At 45.2% G+C, this 12,805-nt stretch carries 12 protein-coding genes; all 12 read right to left on the reverse strand.

The genetic code is table 11. From position 1 onward, the window contains the following. Positions 1 to 123: 123 nt before the first annotated feature. The 12 genes from KNP93_RS06675 to KNP93_RS06730 all read right to left on the reverse strand — a co-directional run bounded on the left by KNP93_RS06675 (position 124) and on the right by KNP93_RS06730 (position 12,693). The gene (locus tag KNP93_RS06675) at positions 124 to 1,077 is read right to left on the reverse strand and encodes an L-lactate dehydrogenase (protein ID WP_131503157.1); all 954 of its coding nucleotides are present in this window, start codon (positions 1,075 to 1,077) and stop codon (positions 124 to 126) included. 167 nt (positions 1,078 to 1,244) lie between these two features. Next, on the reverse strand, positions 1,245 to 2,024 hold the full coding sequence (locus tag KNP93_RS06680) for a DUF92 domain-containing protein (RefSeq protein WP_131973190.1): 780 nt from the start codon (positions 2,022 to 2,024) through the stop codon (positions 1,245 to 1,247). Continuing rightward, positions 2,015 to 2,563, reverse strand: a complete 549-nt coding sequence (locus KNP93_RS06685; protein WP_214854044.1) for a 5-formyltetrahydrofolate cyclo-ligase — start codon at positions 2,561 to 2,563, stop codon at positions 2,015 to 2,017. The genes KNP93_RS06680 and KNP93_RS06685 overlap by 10 nt, the downstream gene beginning before the upstream one ends. Before the next feature lie 61 nt (positions 2,564 to 2,624). Further along, entirely contained in the window at positions 2,625 to 2,774 is a 150-nt protein-coding gene (rpmG, locus tag KNP93_RS06690) for a 50S ribosomal protein L33 (protein WP_012369771.1), read from the reverse strand. Positions 2,775 to 2,878: 104 nt separating this feature from the next. Beyond that, positions 2,879 to 5,062, reverse strand: a complete 2,184-nt coding sequence (locus KNP93_RS06695; RefSeq protein ID WP_131973192.1) for a 1,4-alpha-glucan branching protein domain-containing protein — start codon at positions 5,060 to 5,062, stop codon at positions 2,879 to 2,881. A 39-nt stretch (positions 5,063 to 5,101) separates the two neighbouring features. Beyond that, complete coding sequence (locus KNP93_RS06700) at positions 5,102 to 5,839, reverse strand: DUF4912 domain-containing protein (RefSeq protein ID WP_131973193.1); 738 nt, start codon at positions 5,837 to 5,839, stop codon at positions 5,102 to 5,104. 107 nt (positions 5,840 to 5,946) lie between these two features. After that, positions 5,947 to 6,609, reverse strand: coding sequence for a phosphate signaling complex protein PhoU (phoU, locus tag KNP93_RS06705; protein ID WP_114596376.1), 663 nt, complete (start codon positions 6,607 to 6,609; stop codon positions 5,947 to 5,949). A gap of 17 nt (positions 6,610 to 6,626) precedes the next feature. After that, positions 6,627 to 7,403 (reverse strand): phosphate ABC transporter ATP-binding protein PstB, encoded by a 777-nt coding sequence (gene pstB / locus KNP93_RS06710; RefSeq protein WP_051524104.1) that lies wholly within the window; start codon positions 7,401 to 7,403, stop codon positions 6,627 to 6,629. A 100-nt stretch (positions 7,404 to 7,503) separates the two neighbouring features. Further along, positions 7,504 to 8,412 carry a phosphate ABC transporter permease PstA gene (gene pstA, locus KNP93_RS06715; protein ID WP_131503162.1) on the reverse strand — a complete coding sequence of 303 codons (909 nt, stop codon included), beginning with the start codon at positions 8,410 to 8,412 and terminating at the stop codon, positions 7,504 to 7,506. Position 8,413: 1 nt separating this feature from the next. Beyond that, positions 8,414 to 9,355 carry a phosphate ABC transporter permease subunit PstC gene (gene pstC, locus KNP93_RS06720; protein WP_131503163.1) on the reverse strand — a complete coding sequence of 314 codons (942 nt, stop codon included), beginning with the start codon at positions 9,353 to 9,355 and terminating at the stop codon, positions 8,414 to 8,416. A gap of 95 nt (positions 9,356 to 9,450) precedes the next feature. Then, on the reverse strand, positions 9,451 to 10,395 hold the full coding sequence (locus tag KNP93_RS06725) for a PstS family phosphate ABC transporter substrate-binding protein (RefSeq protein WP_131503164.1): 945 nt from the start codon (positions 10,393 to 10,395) through the stop codon (positions 9,451 to 9,453). A 225-nt stretch (positions 10,396 to 10,620) separates the two neighbouring features. Continuing rightward, positions 10,621 to 12,693 (reverse strand): peptidoglycan D,D-transpeptidase FtsI family protein, encoded by a 2,073-nt coding sequence (locus KNP93_RS06730; RefSeq protein WP_131503165.1) that lies wholly within the window; start codon positions 12,691 to 12,693, stop codon positions 10,621 to 10,623. Between the last annotated feature and the right edge of the window lie 112 nt (positions 12,694 to 12,805).

A 12,805-nucleotide genomic window follows, 5' to 3' on the forward strand; every position in this document is an offset into this window, starting at 1 on the left:
ACATAACCTTTTTCTAGTAAAATAAAACCTAGTTTAATCCGGAATTTTCAGCACAAAAAAAATCACTCTTTTTCGATTTGTCGAAAAAGAATGATTTTTTCGCTTTAGGCGGTCGGCTCAATATTAACGGAGAACAGGTTCCATCGTTTGACGCAACACTTCTGCTGAGTGATGGAATTTTTTAAGTTCTTCTTCCGTTAAAGAAACTTCGATGATTTCCCGAACACCTTGCCGGTTGATGATTGCGGGTACACCGATATGGATACCGGAAATCCCATACTGTCCGTCGACATGTGCTCCGACCGTTAAGAGACAGTTCTCATTTCCGAGAATCGCCCGGACGATTCGAACAAGTCCAAGACCAATCGCATAATAGGTCGCCCCTTTTCGTTCGATGATGTGATACGCTGCATCCCGGACATTGATATAAATTTGATCAAGATCCGCTTGAGAGTAACGATCATCTTCCGCTAACAATTCATCAATCGTTTTACCATAGATCCGTGAGTTGCTCCAGGCTGCAAATTCCGTGTCCCCGTGCTCTCCAAGAATGTAGGCATGCGCATTACGGGAATCGATATGGAAGTATTCACCGAGCATTTGACGCAAACGGGCCGTATCAAGAACCGTACCTGATCCAAAGACACGGGATTTTGGAAGACCGGAATATTTCCATGCCAGATGAGCCATGATGTCAACCGGGTTAGATGCAACGACGATGATGCCATCAAAACCAGATTCCATGATTTGGCGTATCATTTCTTTCATGATCAACGCATTTTTAGCAACAAGATCGAGTCGGGTTTCGCCCGGTTTTTGTGGCGCCCCTGCCGTGATAACAATCACTTCCGCATCCTTACAGTCTGAGTAATCCCCTGCCCAGATGCGCATCGGGGAAGAACTGAAAGGTGTCCCGTGATTTAAATCCATCGCTTCGCCCTCTGCTTTGGCTTTATTCACATCGATGATCACCAATTCTTCACACAATCCCGCCGTCGACATCTGATAGGCAAAGCTTGAACCAACAGCCCCCGCACCAATTAACGCTACACGTGTCACTTTCGCATGTAATTCCATCCTTTATATCCACCCTTCTGAAGGTAATTTAAAAGTTTGTTAACTATCTCACAAATAGATTGTAACATCTTTCACAAAGTTTAGGTATTTATGAAACCGTTCACATCTTGTCTAATTTGTGTCAATAATATCCTAACATAAGGAAAAGTGACATCTTCCATTTCCACTTACCACATTCGATACACAATAAAACCAAACATTCCGGCTAACGTACTCGACAAAAAGTTGACTCCGTCATTCCCAAGCCATTTCCATCCCTTTACATAAAGAGTCGGTTGATTGTGGTGAAGACGTTTTTCTGTTTCTTTGAGGCAAACCACACATCGAAATTTCCGCTGGACCGTCCCGCCGAACAATGTATCAAACAAACTTCCTATGATGCCGCCTAACGTCACCAACAACCAGATGTCCGTCGATAAGTCGAACAGTAGATCGCCTGCTGTCGCTATGAACAAGGCGCCGACAATCGTTGCGGTCGTCCCAAGGATTGAAATTGCGCCGCTCGTTCCAGCCGGTACACGCCGTCCCGTTAAGAGAAAAGGATTTTTTTTTGACAAAGGACCAATTTCAGAAGCCCATGTGTCGGCATTTGACGCAGCCAGCACGATCAAAAATAAGACAAGAAACGATGTGTGTTCTGTCCAGAGAAATCCCATCGAAGCCAACGCTGCGATCCCTCCGTTCGCAAGAACCTGCCAGCCGTCACGCGGTCCGTCTTTTTCGACGATTTGATTCACCGACTGTTTTCTTCGTTTCCCAAGTTTCGACAACAGACTGGAACTGCCAAAAAAGAGCAATAACATCAGAAGCCCGGGGTAACCGAATCCGGACAGGACAAGCGCCCCGACGACAAGCGTCCAAATACTGCCGCTGATGGTCAGCAAACGCAGCCGGTATCCGATATAGCCTAGGAAAAAACAAAATAAAATACCGTAGATTACTGGCATACAACGACCTCAGACTCGGTTACAATCTGCTGAACCGGTTGATCGAAGGGTTCCACTTCGAACGCAGAAACCAGTTGACGCTCAAACGCAACCGCTAACGTATGGCCATGGTAATCGGCTAATACCCGATCATAAAAACCGCCTCCCCACCCTACACGGTAGCCTTGACGTGTGAACGCCCGTCCCGGAACGATGCAAAGGTCCACTGCACTCAAAGACCTCTCTACCGCCTGGTCATCCGGTTCCCGAATGCCCATCTTTGTTTCTATCAATGGGCTGTTCGGTAAGTATTCAAAAAATCGCATCTCCTGGTGCATGACTTTCGGAATGACAACCTGTTTCCCCAGTTCCCAGGCCTTCAAAATAATCGGCTCTGTCGCACATTCGTTGCGAAAGGAAAGTGTGATGGCAATGGATTGAGCAATTTTCCACTCCGGTAAAGCAAACAAATGATCATAAATCTGCTGTTCTTTTTGTTCACGATGCTCTAACTGATTTAACTGATCTGTAATAAATCGCCGAATTTCCCGTTTTTCCATCTTGCGAATCCCCCTTATTCAACAAAAAAGCCATCACACAAGGTGACGGCTTCCATCTCAATTATTTTACTTCACGGTGAAGTGTGTGCTTACGGAGACGTGGGTTGTATTTCTTCAACTCAAGACGCTCTGGGTTGTTACGCTTGTTCTTCTTAGTGATATAAGTACGGTCACCAGTTTCAGTGCAAGCCAAAGTAATTTTAACGCGCATGGGATTCCCTCCTATCTAGCTCTCGATGTATCAAGTATTTTTGCTTTACATAAGGTTAAGCATACTCAAGTATCGTACCAAGAAAGGAAGTGAATTGCAACTGTTCATCCGTTCTTTTTTGGATTCATTACATGCTGGTATGGATTTTCAAGGTCCACCTGGAATGTACGCAGTTCTTTTGCGACATGATAATCATGTTCGATCCCGTTTCTTGCTTCTTCTCGCTCGAGATAAATGACGTCTGAATGACGTAACGCTTCTCCTTCGAGTCGCTTGATTGCTACGACAAGCCCACCTGTTCCTGACGGAGAACGTTCGCTTTCCAAGTCATACACGTTGCTGACAAGTGGTAAGCCGTTCATTTCAGCAAAGGATTGAGCCGCTGAAGCCGTCTCCATATTAAAGTTATGAACAAGTCGGAACTCGACGATTTTATTCAATGCCTGTGCTTGACGCAAGACTGCCAGATTTAAGCCGGCCAATTGATTATACGTCTGAACGAGCGGTAGACCATTGACCTCGACCTGATAGACATGCACGCCGTCTTGATGCTGATAACCGGCTGTCCCTGATGTAATGACATAAACATTTTCACCTGATGCGGCTAATCGTTTCGCATATTCTGCAACGGGACGGTTTGAATCATCGTATTGGGTCGTCACAAGTAAAATAGCTTCGCTGTTCCACGATGCCTCACGTTGAACGGCCACATAATAATCATGCGGAGTCAGGAAGACATCCGGTTCAATGTCGGTATCAGCGAGGAACGGATATTCTGCATACCGCTCTTCTAGCCAATCAAGCGTCAGCTCCTGCGCATCGAGACGACGTTCCGTTTCTTCAAATCGTTTAATATGTTCACGGAACCGGTTCGCTGCATATTGTGCCGTTGTCTGTCCATCGAGAATAAACGGCCAGTCACTCGAGACGGCAAGCAGATATTCGCGAATCAACTGACGTTTGGCTTTCACCGTCAATTCATCCTGATGACGATTCCGGGCAACGACGCCTGCCAAACGTTTTTCAAGTTGGTGCAAGTGACGGATCATCCAATCGTTGCGTTCATTGATCCAGACATCCGCATAACCTTTGCGTCCCCACGTTCCCATCGCAATGTGAACCGTTTCGATATCCTGGAAGTGACGTTCCAAAAACATCGCCGGAGAAATCGACTCAATCCCGTAATCTTCGAATCGTTCCATCGTTTTTCCGAGGAAGTCCGGCCCTTCGAACCACCAATGTCCAAATAACTCAGCATCGAACGGTGCCGTCACGAGGAATGGTGGAAAATCTTGTGCGCTCTGCTCATCTAAATGGTTGGCAAGTGCTTCCGCAAAATCAGTCGCATGGACATCTGTCCGTTTCCAAGCCCAATCCCGGACATAATATTCTTTTTGATCCGACTCGCCCGTCACCCGGTGAAGTTTTAATCCTGTATCGTAACGAAGTCCTTCTGGATGCATGAATTCGGCGATTTGATCCCATTCGCGGTCATATGCAAGGTCGCGGTAAAACTCACGGTAATCCGGATGCCCAGGATAACCGATGACCGAACTCCAAATCCGGCCCGAGATGATTTGATCACGCGGGAACAATGCAACACCATGCGGCGAATAGACAGGTGCACCAATCCCGTGTTTCGGGGCAGGATCCGCATTCAGGATAGAATGTTCGTCAACGAACGTATACCGGATTCCTTCTTCGTACATGATCTTATCAAGACCTGGCGTATACGCACATTCCGGCATCCACAGACCCGTCGGACGATAGCCGTAATGGCGTTCGAAACAGTTTAATCCGGTTTGGATTTCAGACCGTGCTGCTTGTTCCGACAACATGTGCGGACTGAATCCGTGTGTCGCGGTACACGTCATCAACTCAAGATACCCTTGTTCTTTATAATGACGGAAGGCGCTGTTTAAGTTCCGGCCCCAATGCTCAAACGTTACTTTTAAGTCGTGGTACCGTTCTTTATAGAAAAGCAAGGCATCACGTTCCTCGTTCCCTAAATCGCGTTGTAACTCCTGTTCAATCAATCGTAACGTATCGTCCAGGTGCTCCACGTAACGATCTTGGATGAGTGAATCTGCTAACATCTCAATGACGGGTGGCGAGATACTGATCGTCCAACCAAGCGGACGCTCCAAGCGATCGATTTCCCACAATAATGGAATATACGTTTCGGAGATGGCTTCGTACATCCATCTTTCTTCTAGACGATTGGCTTCCCGATGTCGGATATATGGTAAATGGGCATGTAACACTAATGAAAAATAACCTTTGCGCATGTCTGTTCTTCCTCTCCTTCTGCTTTCTATCTGTTATCTTCAGCGAACGCGATCAAAATAGGAATACGGACGCAAGACTTCGACCCATTCCGGTTGTTCCAGTTCTCCATATTGCCAATGAGCAACAACCTCTGCAAAACGTCCATCTACGACAGGCTCGTCTCGTGGTGTCTCGATTGGTTTTGAGCGGAGGACAGGAAGAAAATCTCCGTCGATGGTTTGAATACCCCATTCGATGATGTATGTAGTGTTCGGCATCAACGGACGGACAAACCATGTATTCGTCATTTCCGGCAATTCAAATTGATACGTACGATTCGCTTCACCTTTTTCGTAATCACGTAACGTCACATCAATGATCCGCATTTCTTTTCGGAATGAATCGAATGATGCGTGGTAATGTGTCTCAAGCATCTTTCGAGACAATTCAGACAATTCCCAGTAAACATAGACAGATGTCGGAGATTGGACGATCGCATGGATGATGTCGTCTTCGTAATGAGTCGCCATTCCAAATGCATCTCGCTCCAATGAAGGGATTGCTGTCAATGCCGGTACGATTTCGTTTTGTTTCGGAGCACTCACGGTTACGCCTGCCTTCTTCTTATTAGGTTTGGTGACCGCAGCTGATTCCGTTAAAACTGTTTTATTTTCCGTTAGCGACTTTCGGTATTTACTCCAGGCATATTTAACCTTACCTTCTGTCGATTCCACTTTTTCTGCAATTTGTTTAATGGTTAGTCCTTGTTCTTTTAATTTTATGATTTTTTCAAGCATTACCTATCACCTCTTTCTCTTTATTCACTTCTTTCTTATTCTACAAACTTGTTTCAAAATCCTTTACAAAAAAAGTAGGCTGAGGATTTCCCTCTAGCCTACTGTACTTAGCTATTTAAATCATAGTGTTTTCCTTTTGCCATGTAAATCAAATGCTCACCTACGTTCGTTAAATGGTCGCCCATTCGTTCGATATACCGGCAAATATTTGTGAATTGCATGATTTCATCCACTACAACCGGTTGCAGGGACATATGCCGCATATACTGGCGCAACGCTTTATAGGTCGTGTCATCAATGATGTTATCGAGATCGGACAGCGCCTTCGCTTTTTCAATATCGCCATCACGATACGCGACGATTGCCGTCTCCGTCATATCCAGTAATGTTTCGAATGCTTCTTTTAATAACGAGATGTCAATCACGTAAGGGAACGTCTCGACACGTAAAACGGCTTTCGAGATATTTCCCGCGTAGTCAGCAATCCGCTCTAAATCCGTCGCAATCTTCATTGCCGTCACCAACCGTCGTAAATCAGTCGCGACCGGTTGTTGTTTCGCGATCAGTAAAATCGCATCGTCGTTGATTTCAAGTTCGAGTGCATCGAGCTCATTATCATTTTCGATGACTTTAAGAGCAATCTCACGGTCATACTTTTCGAGTGCTTCCGCTGTTGTTGCAATCTGTTGCATTGTCTTCCGGGCTAACAAAAATACTTTTTGATCGAGTACTGCCAGGTTTTCTCCAAAAATCGTCCGATTTGCTGCCATTGAAAAGTTCCTCCTCGTTATCCGAATCGTCCTGAGATATAGTCTTCTGTCCGTTTGTCACTCGGATTTGAGAAAATTCGATCCGTCTGATCGAATTCAACGACTTCACCGTTCAAGAAGAAAGCTGTTTTATCAGAGACACGTGCTGCTTGTTGCATGTTATGCGTCACGATGATGATCGAGTAATCTTTTTTTAATTCCTGTACCAATTCTTCAACTTTTAGCGTCGAGATTGGGTCGAGAGCGGATGTCGGTTCATCCATCAGGATGACGTCCGGCTCGATTGCCAGGCAACGGGCGATGCAGAGACGTTGTTGTTGTCCGCCTGACAGTCCGTAAGCGTTCTCGTTCAAACGGTCCTTGACTTCGTCCCAAATCGCTGCTCCGCGTAAGCTTCGTTCAACGATTTCATCCAAGATTTTTTTGTTCTTCACCCCATGAACACGTGGTCCATAAGCGATATTGTCATAAATCGATTTCGGGAATGGGTTTGGTTGCTGAAAGACCATTCCAACCGATGTCCGTAATTCTTCGACTTCATAATCCTTATCGAAGATATTACGACCATGGTATTCAATGACACCATTCGTCCGTACGATCGGAACGAGTTCGACCATTCGGTTCAAGGTCTTGATGAATGTCGACTTTCCGCATCCTGACGGTCCGATGATTGCCGTTACTTCATTTTGTTTAATATCAAGATTGACATCTTTTAAAGCATGATCATCACCGTACCATAGGTTCAAATCATTTACACGGTATACACTTTGTCGCGCAGCTACTGGTTGATTCATTGTTTTTACCCCTTCTTTGGCTGGTTTCGTCGTCAGCTTCGTATCCATCATCTGTGTTCCTCCTTAGTGATTCAGAACGTAATTCGTTATATCCAGTTGATTAGTATCGTTTTGAAAAACGGTTTCGAATCCAAATCGCAAGTGAGTTCATCGTTAAGAGGATGACCATCAGGACGATGATTCCGGCAGCAGCAAGACCTTGGAAGTCAGCTTGCGGACGGCTTGTCCAGTTGTAGATTTGAATCGGTAAGGCCGTAAACTCTGAGAAAATACCTTCCGGCGCCCGTGCGATGAAGATAGCTGCTCCGACCATGATGAGCGGTGCTGTTTCTCCAATTGCCCGTGAAACGGCAAGGATGATTCCTGTGATGACCCCTGGAAGGGATGCGGGTAAGACAACTTTGAATGTCGTCTGCCATTTCGAAGCACCCAGTGCTAGAGAGGCATGACGCATTGCCTGTGGTACGGCGCGAATCGCTTCTTGCGATGACACGATGACGACCGGTAAACTCATCAGCGCAAGCGTGAGTGCTCCGGCAATCAAGGTCGATCCGAAGCCCATGTTACGAACAAAAAACGTAAGTCCGAGTAATCCGAAAACGATTGACGGAACACCGGCTAAGTTTGAGATGTTGACTTCGATGAAAGAAGTCATCCGTCCTTTTTTCGCATACTCTTCTAAATAGATCGCAGCTCCGACACCCAGGATGAAAATCATCGGAATAATCAAGAGCATTAAGAAGATTGAGCCCATCAACGCAGGATAAATCCCGGCACGATCCGGTCGGCGTGAAGGTGAATTTTGAAGAAAGTCGAGTGATAACCAGGCTGCCCCGTCGCGAACGACGCCAAACAGAAGAATACCAAGCACGACTAAACCGAATAACAGTCCGATCAGGAAAATGATTTTCGTGACATTATTGACGACAAGACGTTGGCTGATTGATTTTTTCACAGCAACAGGATCAATAAATTTTTTTTGTACAGGTTGTTTTTCTGGTAAGGCCATCTTAATACTCCTCTCTGAAACGACGCGTGATCCAGTTCGCGAGTAAGTTCATCAAAAGAGTAAAGACGAACAACAACGTACCGACAGCGTAGATACTGTAATATTCAATCGTTCCATATCCTGCGTCACCAAGGGCAACCTGAACGATATAAGCCGTCATCGTCTGAACCGGCTCCAACGGATTAACTGCAGCCGTAGGGTTTGATCCCCCGGCAATCGTCACGATCATTGTTTCACCGATTGCGCGTGACATACCAAGAACGATGGAAGCGATGATTCCGGAAAGTGCAGCCGGAACAACCACTTTTAAAGCGACTTCAAGACGTGTTGAACCCAGTGCCAATGCGCCGTCCCGAATTTTTTTCGGAACTGAGCTCATTGCATCCTCTGAAATCGAGGCAATCATCGGAATGATCATGATTCCGACAACAATCCCCGGACTTAACGCATTATAAATCGCAAGACCCGGAATTAATTTAACAAGTAACGGTGTAACAAACGTTAAGGCGAAAAATCCGAAAACGATTGTCGGAACGCCGGCTAATACTTCAAGAATCGGTTTGAGAACACGACGGGCGCGTTCTGATGCATACTCACTTAAATAAATCGCAGAAGTGAGTCCGATCGGCACGGCAACCAGCATCGCAATCACGGTAATTTCAAGGGTTCCGACGACCAGCGGCCAAATTCCATACTCCGGTTGAGAGTTCAGCGGGTACCAGCTTGTACTGCCGAAGAATTCTTTGAACGAGACGACTTCAAAGAAGTGTTCTGTTTCAATAACTAACGTGAGAATGATGCCGATGGTCGTAACGACTGAAACGAACGCACAGAGAAATAGTACGATCGGCATAAAACGTTCCATGATGTTTTTCATACTGAATTTTTGTTGTCGGTTCTTTTGGATCAGCTCGCGAACCGATTTGTTTGATGATGGATTCACCCTTCTTCGCTCCCTACTTCATCATACCTACATAAGAACGGGACCCCAAAAAAGGGAAATCTCCCTTTTTTCGGGCCGTCCTTGTGTAATGATGGTTATTTCATTGCATCTTCAATGGCTTTTGTATTTTCATCGTAACGATCTTGCGGCATTTTGATATAACCGACTTCTTCTGATAAGTCACCTGCATTTTCATTTGTGAATTTAACGAAGTCCGCCACTTGTTTTTTGTCTTTTAATGATTTGTTGTTGACGTACGTGTAGATCTCACGTGAAAGCGGATAAGAAAGATCTTTGATTGTTTCCGGTGTCGGATCAACTGCGTCTTTTCCTTCAGCTACAAGCGGCACTTCTTTTAACTTATCTTTGTTTTCCGCGTAGTAGGCATAACCGAAGTAACCAATCGCACCTTTTGTTCCTTCGACCCCTTTAACGAGGACGTTATCATCTTCTGAAAGTTGAACATCTTTACGCATATCTTTTTTCTCAAGAACTTTTTCTGAGAAGAAATCAAATGTTCCTGAATCTTTACCCGGGCTGAAGAATTTGATTGGTTCTGCTGGATAAGAAGCATCCACGTCTTTCCATGTCTTCACATTCGGGTCTAACCAAATTTTTTCTAACTGGTCGAGTGTCATTTCTTTGACCCATGTGTTCTCTTTGCTGATTGCGACTGTTAATCCGTCGTAAGCAAGCGCTAATTTCGTATATTCCACACTATTTTTTTCAGCTTCCGCTGCTTCTTCTTCTTTAATTTCACGTGATGCATTTGAAAGGTCTGTTTCACCAACAACAAAACGTTTGAATCCGCCGCCTGTACCTGATACTCCGACCGTGACATCGACGTCTGGTTGTTCGATTGAATACTCTTCACCGACTGCTTCCATGATTGGGAAGACTGTTGAAGATCCATCAATTGCGATCTTTCCTGAAAGATCTGAAGAACTTGAAGAGCCGCCTTTGTCATTTCCGCATGCCGCACCGACTACTGCGATTGACGCTACCGTTGTGATAAGAGCTGTTTTTTTCATCCAAGACATGATTAATTTTCCTCCTCGAAGTATGTCGCTGGTAACGCTACGACTTTATATCCGTTTTCCTTACAAGACTTATACTACCGATGAACTATTAAACCAAAATGAATCCAACGTAAAAGAATTGTAAAGGCGTGTGTTTCTGCGTTTACAAACTCAACTTCATTAGAAAAACAGGTCAATCCATACAAAAAAAAGCGAAGATGAGTTTCCTCATCTTCGCTTTACTAGTTAATTTGGCTTAGTTTGCCATGGAACATCTTTCACATTAAAGTATGCCTTCACTAAATCATGACCAATTTTCGAGTTGACGGTTTCCTGCTCCATATATGGAAGGAACACGGCCCATGCCATCTCTGGATTGTCGTATGGCGCCCAGCCGACTAAGTTCGAGTTCAACGAGCGAACCGGTTGTCCACTTCCATCCCGAAGTGCAATTCCGTCTTCGCCGTAAACACTGACCTGCGCCGTTCCTGTTTTCGCTGCCGCATCGATGCCGGTTTGGGCAATGATTTTCGCAGTCCCGCGTTCTCCTTTGACAACACGATGGAATCCTTCACGGACATGATCAATATTCGCTTGACTGACTTCAATCCGGTTTAAATAGTTTGTTTTAAAACTGTAATCAACTTTCTTCGTTTCGTCTTCAATCGAGTTTGAAGCCAACACTTCTTTTAAGAAGTGCGGTTGTACACGGTACCCGCCATTCGCGAGTGTCGAAACATACTGCGCAACTTGAAGTGGTGTAAAGGCATCATATTGACCAATCACGCGGTCCATCAAGAGCGTGACGCGGTCCGGTGTACCTTGTACCCCTTTTGCTTCATACGGAAGATCAATTCCTGTTGTTACACCGAGACCAAATTGACTGTAATAATTCTGCATGATCGCTGCAGCCGCATCGACGCTCGCGCCAGCGACACCGTTACTCGGGTATTTCGCCATTCGCATCGCGATGTTAAACATGTAGACGTTTGACGAACGTTCGAGTGCCGTCAGGTCCGTAATCGGTCCCATGTTGACGTACGATCCTTTTTTCGTCCCACCAATTGTGATCGGCGCATCATTGATGACCTCGTTTTGACGAATGACTCCTTCTTCGAGCCCCATCGCAACTGTTGCCCCTTTAATCGTTGAACCGATTTGCAGAGAAGTCAACACGTTATTGATGGCAACATCACTGAATTTATTCGTCGCAGTGTCAAGCTTCTGACCGGACATTGCCAAAATTTCTCCGGTTTTCGGATTCATGACAACAGCGTATCCTTCTTTAAGATAACCGCTTCCCATGCCGCGCCCCATCTTGATGGCTTGCTGCAAGATCTGGTCAACTTGTTTGTTGTATTCTGCATCAACCGTCAAGACGAGATCTTTCCCGGATTCGCCTTCTTCACGATTCGGTTCACCGACCGGTTCACCGTTAAACGTTTCATAGACATCGTAAGCCGGTTTTCCGCGCAACAGATCTTCATACTGTTGCTCGAGGAATGATGTTCCGACCCGGTCGTTCAGGCTGTATCCTTTTGCCTTGAATTCCGCTTGTTGTTCTGCAGGAATTTTCGAGTACTTCCCGAAGATATTTCGTAACGTTCCTTCATATGGATATGAGCGTTCATAAAACGGCTCAACCGATACTCCTTTTAGATCTTCAAGGTTTTCATCGATAATCGCCATTTCTTTAGCATTCGCTCCTAATTTAACGAGCTGCGGGTCCAGGGCATAACCGACTTCCATGTTGTGTTTGATGGCGATGATTTCCATCGTCTTATCATCAAAATCGATATCTTTTTTCGTAATCGTATCGAGGCGAATTTGATCCTGCTCCGAAATTGACAATTTGTTCTGTTCTTCAGCGTTTGGATAACGCTTTTCCACTGCCTTCTTATACCGTCGATCTGATTCTTCACTGTTGACAGCTACCCAGTAATCTTTCATGTCACGTTCCGTGACTTTCCAATCGTCTTTCGGAAGATTGATGATTGCCGCAAGACGCGAAGCGATTTCAATCCGTTCGTCGACTTTCGTATTCTGGGAACGACGATAGACAATCGAGTATTTCGAGATCGTATCGACTAACAACCGGCCATCGCGGTCATAAATCTTCCCACGCGGAACTTCGTATTTCGAAGCAATCATTTCCGTTTTTTGAACTTCACGTGAAATCTTTTCACCATTCACAATCTGGACGACACCTAAGCGGAAAATTAAAATCGCAAACAATAAAAATACTACAAAAAACATTAAGTTAAGGCGAAGTGGCAGATGATTCCGCCGTTTTCCCTTCACCGTGATTCGTTTCGCCATGGCGTACTCCCCTATCGTTCAAAAAGTCATCTTGTTTCATTATATAGAAGGAAACTTTCCATAACAACCTATCCCATCATTTTCCGCATTAAAAAACATCGATTCCCGAAAT

The organism is Exiguobacterium sp. s166, assembly GCF_018618855.1.
Taxonomy (GTDB): domain Bacteria; phylum Bacillota; class Bacilli; order Exiguobacteriales; family Exiguobacteriaceae; genus Exiguobacterium_A.

What these genes read in the sequence shown, in the direction of transcription:
- KNP93_RS06730 (WP_131503165.1), bottom strand. Translation starts at nt 12,693, where the DNA reads ATGGCGAAACGAATCACGGTGAAGGGAAAACGGCGGAATCATCTGCCA.
- KNP93_RS06685 (WP_214854044.1), bottom strand. Translation starts at nt 2,563, where the DNA reads ATGGAAAAACGGGAAATTCGGCGATTTATTACAGATCAGTTAAATCAG.
- pstB (WP_051524104.1), bottom strand. Translation starts at nt 7,403, where the DNA reads ATGAATCAACCAGTAGCTGCGCGACAAAGTGTATACCGTGTAAATGAT.
- rpmG (WP_012369771.1), bottom strand. Translation starts at nt 2,774, where the DNA reads ATGCGCGTTAAAATTACTTTGGCTTGCACTGAAACTGGTGACCGTACT.
- KNP93_RS06700 (WP_131973193.1), bottom strand. Translation starts at nt 5,839, where the DNA reads ATGCTTGAAAAAATCATAAAATTAAAAGAACAAGGACTAACCATTAAA.
- KNP93_RS06725 (WP_131503164.1), bottom strand. Translation starts at nt 10,395, where the DNA reads ATGTCTTGGATGAAAAAAACAGCTCTTATCACAACGGTAGCGTCAATC.
- phoU (WP_114596376.1), bottom strand. Translation starts at nt 6,609, where the DNA reads ATGGCAGCAAATCGGACGATTTTTGGAGAAAACCTGGCAGTACTCGAT.
- KNP93_RS06695 (WP_131973192.1), bottom strand. Translation starts at nt 5,062, where the DNA reads ATGCGCAAAGGTTATTTTTCATTAGTGTTACATGCCCATTTACCATAT.
- pstA (WP_131503162.1), bottom strand. Translation starts at nt 8,412, where the DNA reads ATGGCCTTACCAGAAAAACAACCTGTACAAAAAAAATTTATTGATCCT.
- KNP93_RS06680 (WP_131973190.1), bottom strand. Translation starts at nt 2,024, where the DNA reads ATGCCAGTAATCTACGGTATTTTATTTTGTTTTTTCCTAGGCTATATC.
- KNP93_RS06675 (WP_131503157.1), bottom strand. Translation starts at nt 1,077, where the DNA reads ATGGAATTACATGCGAAAGTGACACGTGTAGCGTTAATTGGTGCGGGG.